We start from the raw sequence: 1,555 nt of genomic DNA, 5'->3' as shown, positions 1-1,555 counted from the left end.
CTCAGCTTCAGACATCAAATGTTTTTTACATCTTCCTTGTCTAAAGTTGGCTTGGCTTCGGAAACATTCCTCCGTTTTTGCCTTTTATAAAGTAAATAGTCCAATTCATATTGAATTGGACTAAAAATGCAATGAAAGGAAAATTTAAAATTTACTCAAATTTTGCTAGTGGCTTTTTGTAAGAAATGTCTTTAGACCGGTACGGCGGCAAAAAACTCGTCATATAAAGCTTTTACTGCTCTTTTTTCATCGACTACTTTTACACCAAACATCATGCTCACTTCTGATGAACCCTGGTTGATCATTTCAATATTAACTTCTGCCTTAGCAAGGGCTTTTGAGGCTTTGGCCATTGTTCCAACATTATGGCGCATTCCTTCGCCTACCACCATAATCAGTGCGAGGCTGTGTTCAAACTTAACTTCATCGGCATTCAGTTCGTTTTTGATCCGGCTAATGATTTTTTGCTCAGTTTGTTCATCAAACTGATTTTCTCGTAAAATCACTGAAACATCGTCTATTCCCGAAGGAGTATGCTCATAAGAAAGGCCGAAATCCTCTAAGATTCCCAATAGTCTGCGTCCAAAGCCAATTTCCCGGTTCATTAAGTATTTGCTGACATAAATACTGCAAAAACCTTGATCACTGGCAATCCCTATCACGGGACCATTGGTATTATCCCGCTCAGCAACAATCTTAGTTCCCGGTGCCCCAGGGTTATTCGTATTTTTTACCTGTACCGGGATCCCTGCACGAAAAGCCGGGACAAGAGCTTCATCATGGAGGACACTAAAACCGGCGTAGGATAATTCTCTCATTTCCCGATACGTCAATTCCTTAATCTCTTTAGGGGAATTTACAATAAACGGATTTACTGAGTAAACAGCATCAACATCTGTAAAATTCTCATATAATTCGGCCTTTAAGGCGTTGGCAAGAATGGAACCGGTTATATCGGAACCGCTTCTAGAAAACGTATAGACGTCCCCTTCTTTACTGTAGCCAAAAAATCCAGGGAAGATCAAAATTCCAGGCTGATGTCTTAGTGCGAATAAATTTTCATACGCCTCTGGAAGTGCTTGTGCGTTACCCGGTTCATCACTGACGAGCAATCCTGCCTCTTTGGGATTTATGTAAGATGCCTGAACACCCATTTTACGGAAGTAGGCCGCCACCAATTTTGCGTTATTATCCTCCCCACTCGCCTTCAATAGGTCGATAAAGCGCTCTGAATTCCGTTGGTCTCCATTCAATCTATTGAACAAATCTTCTGATATCTCATCAATAACTTCTGAAGATAAAGATAACTCTTCTGCAATATCTTTATATCTGGCAATGACCGCTTTTAAAGGACCGCTCCAATCGGCACCCTGCAAGCATTGTTCTGCACACTCAATTAATAAATCTGTTACTTTTATGTCATCACTGGACCGCTTTCCCGGTGCTGATACCACTACAACCTTACGCTCAGGGTCCGACATAACAATCTGAAATACTTTTTCTAGCTGCGGACCTGAGGATAAAGAGGATCCCCCAAACTTAACTACCTTCATTC

Annotated in this window: 1 protein-coding gene; it reads right to left on the bottom strand. The window is 41.2% G+C overall.

From position 1 onward, the window contains the following. Positions 1-191: 191 nt before the first annotated feature. Positions 192-1,553: an aspartate kinase gene (locus tag V7083_RS22290; protein WP_335482205.1), complete on the bottom strand. Its 1,362-nt coding sequence runs from the start codon at positions 1,551-1,553 to the stop codon at positions 192-194. Between the last annotated feature and the right edge of the window lie 2 nt (positions 1,554-1,555).

Source organism: Bacillus sp. JJ1764, from assembly GCF_036962145.1.
Taxonomy (GTDB): domain Bacteria; phylum Bacillota; class Bacilli; order Bacillales; family Cytobacillaceae; genus Neobacillus.
This window is presented reverse-complemented; position numbering and strand designations above follow the sequence as displayed.